Source organism: Chitinophaga sp. (assembly GCF_036569125.1).
Lineage (GTDB): Bacteria > Bacteroidota > Bacteroidia > Chitinophagales > Chitinophagaceae > Chitinophaga.
This window is the reverse complement of the sequence record NZ_DATCRF010000081.1, coordinates 1-7,702: the sequence shown is the minus strand read 5'-3', so window position 1 is coordinate 7,702 and position 7,702 is coordinate 1. Positions and strand designations below refer to the sequence as shown.

The following is a 7,702-nucleotide window of genomic DNA, read 5'->3' as shown; positions in this document are numbered from 1 at the left end:
CCATGGACCATGGTCCATAGTCCATTGCCTTTTACATGCTGCAGTTACTACGTGATGCTGCTGGCGGGCAACAGGCCTTGCTTATTGCGTACTTCAATTTCAACGCTCTATGCTATGGTCCATGGACTATCGACCATGGACTACATTAGCTACTGCACCATATACCTTGGCAGCGCATCTACAGGGGTGTATAACACCAGCTGGCGGGCATCCGCATTATTCTGCAGTACTATGATCACTTCATCACTCTTCTTCAATGCGCGGGCAGGTACTACAAATACCAGCTGCTGCTCATCCTTCCTGTTCACCGTAGACGGTGCTTTTTTGTATAATATGGGCATGGTATACAACCGGTTGGCTGCTTTGCTGTCCTTATACATCAGGGTGGCTTTCACCAGGTTATAAGGCTGCTGCGAGCGGTTGCGCAGGTGGTAGCATAAATAAATAAGGTTGTTCAGCGTCATAGCGTTGGAATAGCTAAGCGTAACACCATCTATTTTAGTTTCATGCTGGTGACCTGCTTTCTGTTGTTTTCCAAAATCATCCGCCACTTTGCTTACTGTTACGGTATCAATATTCACGGCGGCGGCAGCGGTTCCTTCATCTTCCGTTACTACGGGTACCGGCTTTCCATCACTGCCTTTTACGATGGTTGCTTCCGGGGTGGCGGCAGGATTGGCGGCAGCGCCTGTTTTGCCTGACAAAGTGTACTTCAGCTGCGCCAGATCTACTTTATCATGGTAGGCCAGTATCAGGTAATGTACATTGCTGCCTTCCCTTACGATCAGGTTGGTGGTTCTGGGTGTAGCGGCCGTAGGCCTTATAAACACCAGGTTCCTGTCCACTATCCGGTAATCATAATCTGCATTTTTACCATCGCCGATCTGGAAAGTGCTTACCGGTGCGCTACAGCTTATGAGGGTAGCGGCCCCTTTGGTAGTAAGTATTGTATCTATGGAGGACGCGGATTGCGCGCTGGCCTTACTGCTAAAAAGCAGCAGTAAACCGGCACACATGCCCACTGTCACATGCCCTAATGTTGCCATTCTTTTTTTGATGATTATTAACACAGGTACGGAATGATGTAGATAGGTAGATGTGCAGATATGCAAATGTGCAAATGATTGGCCGCGAAGATCAACATCTGCACATTTGCACATCTGCATATTTGCACATTATTTTTTTTCCTGCTCGTATTCAGTATCCCAGTCATTCCCATCATCTCCTTTATGCCCTTCCATCTTGATCAGGAAGTTCTTGGCAGGGAAATAAGGTTTCAGGTGAATGTCAAGGTGGATGCGGTCCTTCTGGATCGGATCCTGCTCAAAACGACGGATATTAAAATCTTCTATCAGCTTATCCGGCCCGGTTATGCTGTCCAGGAAGCGGATGATCTGTTTCATCAGATCCTTACGGGTATTGGCATTAAAATTCTCAAATGCACGGCGGTTGAGGAAATCCATCAACACCTTGGTCACGTAGTCGAATACACGTACCACAGAATAGGTTTGCAGGCCAATGTTATCGCCATTGAACAGGGTTTTGGCGCTGAAGGCCATTACCTTACCATATTCTTTAACCATCGGCACCAGGCCCATTTTTTCCAGGCTGGCTATTTCGCTTTTCTTCAGCTCAAACTTTACTCCATCCACCTCGTTCATACCGCCGAACTTTTTACCGGCCGTTACCTGCGACATCAGGGTTTTATATATTTTACCTGCCAGTGATCCGGAGGGCGGTACATACAGGTTATCTTCCTCTCCTACTTCATCGAACTTACCGCGGCCTACCAGCCAGTTACAGGCCATGATCACGTTAGAGCGGTGAATTTCGCCACCGGTAAGGTTAGCCTGCTCAAACATCTCCATCACATCATCCGGCGCATCCAGGTGAGAGAAGTCGGTGATCAGCATCACCTTGTTCTCATAGGCTATCTTAGCCCATTTTTCCAACACCTTGTTAGAACCCAGGTAACCGGGAATAACCAGCAGGCTGTAGTTGCCGCGCAGGTCCAAACGGTCGTAGTTCTGTACAAGCTCCTGGTGAATGGAATCAATAAAGCGGGTGTTGTCCAGGTCTTTCAGCTGGTCCAGCTCCACGTTAATGAAGGTTACATTCTTTATCTTATCGGATTCTGTGTTCTTAAAGAACAGGGCTACGTTACGGTAGGATTGTTCCAGCTCTTTGGTGGCTTCAACCGCTTCTGCCAGGTTTTTGCTCAGCACCTTGTCGGCTTCTTCCGCATGCTCTGTACAAAAGGTAACCATGTCCCCTACTTCTGAAGTAGCGGACAGCACTTTTTCCCATACCTGCAGGGATTTCTTAAGCTTATCCCGCTCGCCTTTTTTATTGGCTTCTGTAAGGAAAATATTACGTCTTGCTTTACGGTCGGGGTTCAGGTTCTGTGCGCCTTCAATAACGGCTTCCAGCAGGTCGAACGAACCGTATTTCGCTAACGCGTCAATACTTTGTTCCAGCGTTAATTCCTGCTGCTGTGGTGCAGACTGACCAGCAGTTTCAAGATCCTGCTGCTGACTTTTTTGTAACTCTGCCATATGGGTTCAATTACGAATTATTCAATTACGAATTACGAATGTGTTTCTCATAACTACAAATACTACTAATTACGGATTACGGTTTGAAAATCGCTTTGATCCAATTCGTAATTCGCAATTAATAAATTCGTAATTATTTATTCTTATCCAGGTCCTTTAACATTCCTCTTACGGCGCCCAGTAAAGCCTGCCGTGCAGCAGGATCGGCCAGTGCAGCCTTCAGGATCTTATTTGTTTTCAGGTGTTTCATGATCTTGAGGAACTGTTCTTTTTCAGAATACAGATCGTTCAGGAAAGCGCTTTGGCCGGTGATGCCTTTGATGCCAAAATCGCCCAGGTTATGAAACTGCAATGTTTCATTTACACCGGAGCCGTCTGCATCATGAAAAGTAATGGGCACCGTGGGTTTGTAGTGCTCAAATACGTCCTCTACTTTGGTTAACCCCTGTACAATTTCAGGTTTGATCGGGGTTTGCTGGGTTAACTTCTCAGCAAACAATGTACGGTTATGAGATATTTCTATAATGGCCTCATTGGCATCCAGCTTCACCTCATTACCACCAATTCCATAGTTATCGTTCATAATAAAAGATTTTAATATTTGCTATGGTTACTACTTAAATTTAACGATTTATCCCGAAGAACAGAATGTTCAATTACGAATTACGAATTATTCAATTACGAATTAAGCACTCCCAACTCAATTGTAATTCTTGATTAGACAATGCAACGGTAATTTACAATCTGAGGTACCCAATTCGTAATTTGTAATTAAATAATTCGTAATTACTTAACGTCCCATTGTAATTCTCCTTTATCATCCACATCTAAATTCACCTGCATGTTCTTTTGCAGGCTGCCTTCTATGATCATGCGGGAAAGGGGTTTGCGCAGGCGGCTGCGGATCACCTCTTTCAGCGGACGGGCGCCGTACTGCGGGGAATACCCCTGCGTGGCCAGCTGCTGCCTTGCGGCATCCGATACATTAAAACCGATCTGCTGCTGCTCCAGCATCTGCAATAAATGTTTCAGGTGAATATCAAAGATCTTCACCACATTCTCCTGCTGAATGGGGCCGAAGGGCACTATTTCCGTTAACCGGCCCAGGAACTCCGGCCTGAAATGACGGGCCATAATTTCCATGAGCTGCTGTGATGGCGGAATAACGCCATCCCGGAAAGATTGCGCAATTACATCGCTTCCTATATTGGAGGTGAAGAGGATCAGTGCATTGGAAAAATCGCCGGTCTTACCCAGGCGGTCATGCAGTTTCCCTTCATCCATGATCTGTAAAAAGATATCGAAAACAGAGGGGTGCGCCTTTTCAATTTCATCAAACAACACCACGGCATAGGGTTGCTGCCGTATCTTATTCACTAACAATCCGCCTTCTTCATAACCTACATAACCCGGAGGAGCACCATATAATAAGGCTGCAGAATGTTCTTCCTTAAACTCGGACATGTCAAACCGGATCATGCAGCGCTCGTCCTGGAACAAGAAGTCTGCCAAAGATTTGGCAAGCTCAGTTTTACCGGTACCGGTTGGGCCCAGGAAAAAGAAAGAGCCAATGGGCTGGCCCGGGCGGCTTAAGCCGGAGCGGGATTCCAGGATGGCTTCTGCCACGGTTTTCAGTGCATGGTCCTGCCCTACTACGCGTTTGCGTAAATGGGCATCCATGTTCACCAGGCGCTCCCGTTCTTCGGACTGGATCTTACCCAGGGGAATGCCGGTAGCTTCTGCAATAATGGTTGCCAGGTCCACAACCGTTACTTCATCCTGGTGGCTGGCAGCCAGCGTTTGCAGCTGCTGCAGCATATCCTGTAAGGTGGCATGCAGCTCCTGTGTATCGTCTATTTTATAAAGGTCTTTTTGATTGTGCAGGCGGCTGGTGAGTAAAGTGCTGAGCCGCTGTGTAAGCTGCTGGTACAGCCATAACAGGTCTTGTTTGGCGGTGTCTTTAGTTACATCAGTATCTGTTAACTGCTGCTGCAGCTGTTGTAAGGTTTGTGCGCCGGTATCCTGCAGGGTGCGAATGGCAGCCATAGTACGGTCCAGCAGGTTAATGGCGCTATCCGGCAGGCTGCGTTCTTTCAGGTAACGGCGTGAAAGGCGTATAGCCTCCAGCGTTACATCCGCACTGGTCTTTAAGCGATAGTACTCTTCGTAAGAAGGTATTACAGCCTGTATCATGCGGTCTGCCAGGGCTTCATCCGGCTCAGGCAGGGTAATAGTTTCAAAGCAGTGGCGTAACATGCCATCCGGCTCTATGAGCTTGCGGAAACCTTCCGGTGTGCTGCTGCCGATAACAATGATCTCCCCTTTACCCAGGGAAGCCTTCAGGATGTTGGCAATACCGCCGCTGCCGGAACCCGGCTGCTTATCCAGCAGGGTATGCAGGTTATCTATAAAAAGTATATGCCTGCCCGTTTGTTTCAGCTGTTGAATGATCTGCAGCAGGCGGTCTTCCAGCTCATTCTTATATGCTGCGCCGGCAATGAAGGCGCCATAGTCGAGCGCATAAATTTCTGTTTGCTGTAAGCTTAGCGGCACCTGCTTTTGTACAATGGCGCGTGCCAGCCCGTCTGCAACGGAGGTTTTACCTACCCCGCCTTCTCCTATAATAAGTATGCTGGATTTTCCTTTACGGGTAAGGATCTCCGTCATTATACGGATCTCCGCATCACGGCCGATCAGCGCATGTTTTTCTTCCAGGCGCTGCGGGTCGGTAAGGCGGTATACATATTTTAATGCTGCGGAGCTTACGGGTGTGCCGGCCTGACCGTTCACCGTAACCAGCTGTTTCGTTTTGCCGTTATTGTTATACCGTGCAAGCAGCTGATCTCTTGTAAAGGGGAATGTTTTCAGCTGCTCAAAAGAAAAGCCAACACCAGGTGTGCTGAGCGCTATCAGCAGACTCCAGGCATCTGCGGCATCCAGGTTTTGTTCCAGGCGGATAGAGTCTGCCTCCTGTAGAACAGCGGCTGCCTGGTCATCCTCTTCCGGCTCATCCGGCAGGCGCGATGCCTTGGGATGGTTATCCAGCCGTACATCGGCCCATTCTTCCAGGTAATAGATATCTATATCCATAGCCTGTAAGGCGGCAGCGATGCCTACTTCCTTATGCAAACATGCTTTTAATAAATGTGCGGGTGTGTATTGCGCATGGCGGTATTCTTTCGCAATTGCCTGGGCAATGCGTATGGCTGCCTGCACCTCTGGAGTATATGTAGTGTATGTAGCCAGGGTCATTTGGGATGATTCTCGGTTTTTCTAAATGTTCCAGTTCGTATGTCCATAGCCTGGGGGCCAATGGTTTGGGTCAAAAAATTATGATACTTGTATCTTGTATCGAAGCAATAAAGATACACTTTAAATGTATATAATAAATTTCCTACACGGTGTGAGGGGCTGTGGTGGCTTGCAAGCAACCAATCTCAGCTGCGCATTATAACAAAAGATTTAGATCACACCCAGCAGTAAACGGTTCATAAATAACTATTAATCAGTTTGGTGAATTAACAATTAATGAAAATATTTAATTAAATATTTATTTAATCTTATAATAAATTCACACGTATAACTTTTTATGGAAGCTTGCGGGGTCCTATTAATTTAATACAGGGGTCTTATACAAGTCTGTTGCAAAGGTGCAATAATTTATTACATTCGTGGGCAACATATCTTTATTCAGAACAATTAAGATACTGTTTGTTAAAAATACCAAAAGCGCGCAAACCATGCGCAGCCGGCAAACCGTGACACCGTTCATTAAAGGAACCTGTTATAAAAAATGATCTCATTTTAATAATTAACCGTATATGTTGCTGCCTGATAGAGATTGGCAATATTTTGGATAGGCTACAGCAAGCGGGAGAATTAATAACAGGCAGGTATTGAAAATGTATAAGAATACCTATTTTCGTACCTGGAAGTTTGATGAACCTTGAAACTGTTTTAACCCAAATAAAGTGCACCATGAGAAAAGCCTTACACCCAAAATAAATTGTGCTGTTGCAGCAGTGGTTATTGTTGTACGTTGACCAGGTTAACCGCATCACCAGCCCTGTATTAACAGCATCCACGGTCATTTAGCTTATTCATCTATTATCCAAAAAACAATTAATTATATGTCTTTTAAAGCAGTCATGCAATTAGACGGTGAAGAAATCAACGTACTGGATTGTCAGTTCTCTTTTGCACAAGGTATAGATCATAATGGTAAACCTGCCTCCCGGCCTACCGGCGGACAGATCACCGTAACCCTGGAATCCGACGGCAGCACCGACCTGTTTGAATGGATGATCTCCAATACAAAAACCAAAAGCGGCAGCATTGTATTTTACCGCCGTGATGCTTTATCCAAGCTCAAAGAGTTAAAGTTCTCCGATGCTTATTGCGTAAATTATGAAGAACGCTTCCAGGCCAGCGGCGACCACCCCATGCAGGTACAAATTACTATTTCGGCAAAAGAGGTGAAGCTGAACAGCAGCTCTTTTCAGAACCCGTGGCCGGTGTAGGGGGAGCGGGAGCCATGTAAAAACTATTTGGCCGGTCTTTTAAGGGATTGGCCTTAATATATTAACAGATCAACGTATGGCAGGCGCTATTACACCTACTGATCAGGAATATGTTCAACTGTTTGACACCTGTAAGATCAAAACGGAAAAGCTGAGCGAAGTAAATACCGTTGTTAATAAGATGTCTAACAACCAACGGCGGTATGAGTATATTTCACTGGCTATTAAGTACGGGATCCGGTATGCAGACTATTATATGTATGAAAGATCAGGAACCTGTTATTTTTTTGACAACCGTTATGATACATCCCTGCATCCCGCACTCCGGCATTATATGACCGCTGCACCGGTGCTCACGGAAGGTTCATCCGGCGCACAGATACCGTGGTACTTTATTGCCTGTATCCATTATACAGAAACCGGTGGTAATTTTAATAAGCATTTACATAACGGAGATCCGTTAACAGGCTATACTACGCACGTACCTAAAAGACGACCACAAGTAGGCCATGCGCCGCCATTTGAGTTTGAAGAAAGCGCTGTAGATGCTATTAAAATGATGAAGATCGACCAGGAAACCTCCTGGACCCTTCCCAGGATATTGAGATGGCTTGAGAAGTATAACGG

The 7,702-nt window shown here is 46.1% G+C and carries 6 protein-coding genes; 2 read left to right on the top strand and 4 right to left on the bottom strand.

What is annotated here, in order from left to right:
* Nucleotides 1-149: 149 nt before the first annotated feature.
* From VIM87_RS02930 to VIM87_RS02915, 4 genes are all read right to left on the bottom strand, one after another.
* Nucleotides 150-1,046, bottom strand: a complete 897-nt coding sequence (locus tag VIM87_RS02930) for a hypothetical protein (RefSeq protein WP_331995518.1) — start codon at nt 1,044-1,046, stop codon at nt 150-152.
* A gap of 129 nt (nt 1,047-1,175) precedes the next feature.
* Nucleotides 1,176-2,555 (bottom strand): DUF5458 family protein, encoded by a 1,380-nt coding sequence (locus VIM87_RS02925; RefSeq protein WP_331995517.1) that lies wholly within the window; start codon nt 2,553-2,555, stop codon nt 1,176-1,178.
* Nucleotides 2,556-2,688: 133 nt separating this feature from the next.
* On the bottom strand, nt 2,689-3,138 hold the full coding sequence (locus tag VIM87_RS02920) for a hypothetical protein (protein WP_331995516.1): 450 nt from the start codon (nt 3,136-3,138) through the stop codon (nt 2,689-2,691).
* A gap of 203 nt (nt 3,139-3,341) precedes the next feature.
* Nucleotides 3,342-5,807, bottom strand: a complete 2,466-nt coding sequence (locus tag VIM87_RS02915) for an ATP-dependent Clp protease ATP-binding subunit (protein WP_331995515.1) — start codon at nt 5,805-5,807, stop codon at nt 3,342-3,344.
* An 878-nt stretch (nt 5,808-6,685) separates the two neighbouring features.
* On the opposite strand from VIM87_RS02915, the gene tssD reads away from it, so the two are divergent.
* Both tssD and VIM87_RS02905 read left to right on the top strand, forming a co-directional pair.
* Entirely contained in the window at nt 6,686-7,075 is a 390-nt protein-coding gene (gene tssD, locus VIM87_RS02910; protein ID WP_089913042.1) for a type VI secretion system tube protein TssD, read from the top strand.
* Between the two features lie 76 nt (nt 7,076-7,151).
* Nucleotides 7,152-7,702: hypothetical protein (locus tag VIM87_RS02905; RefSeq protein WP_331995514.1), on the top strand; the 551-nt coding region annotated here is incomplete at its 3' end.

Coding starts and splice junctions, on each gene's coding strand:
- VIM87_RS02930 (WP_331995518.1), bottom strand. CDS start 1,046: ATGGCAACATTAGGGCATGTGACAGTGGGCATGTGTGCCGGTTTACTG.
- VIM87_RS02925 (WP_331995517.1), bottom strand. CDS start 2,555: ATGGCAGAGTTACAAAAAAGTCAGCAGCAGGATCTTGAAACTGCTGGT.
- VIM87_RS02920 (WP_331995516.1), bottom strand. CDS start 3,138: ATGAACGATAACTATGGAATTGGTGGTAATGAGGTGAAGCTGGATGCC.
- VIM87_RS02915 (WP_331995515.1), bottom strand. CDS start 5,807: ATGACCCTGGCTACATACACTACATATACTCCAGAGGTGCAGGCAGCC.
- tssD (WP_089913042.1), top strand. CDS start 6,686: ATGTCTTTTAAAGCAGTCATGCAATTAGACGGTGAAGAAATCAACGTA.